The sequence below is a fragment of the Streptococcus mitis genome, assembly GCF_946190115.1.
Taxonomy (GTDB): domain Bacteria; phylum Bacillota; class Bacilli; order Lactobacillales; family Streptococcaceae; genus Streptococcus; species Streptococcus mitis_CO.
Map to the genome: position 1 here is coordinate 1 of NZ_CAMHZG010000072.1, position 248 is coordinate 248.

General features: G+C 60.1%; 1 pseudogene. It reads left to right on the forward strand.

The features are described 5' to 3' along the window. Positions 1-248 (forward strand): annotated as a pseudogene (locus tag N8L90_RS09470) (RNA-binding transcriptional accessory protein); the annotation flags it as partial.

The window sequence follows — 248 nt, forward strand, 5'->3', positions numbered from 1 at the left end:
CCTGGAAACCGAGCTGATGGGCACCGTGCGCGAACGCGCCGAAGAAGAAGCGATTAACGTTTTTGCCCGTAACATGCACGACCTGCTAATGGCCGCTCCTGCCGGTTTACGCGCCACTATGGGCCTCGATCCCGGCCTGCGTACCGGCGTGAAAGTGGCGATTGTCGATTCAACCGGCAAGCTGGTCGCCTTCGATACCATCTATCCACATACTGGCCAGGCTGCGAAAGCCGCGGCAACCGTTGCTG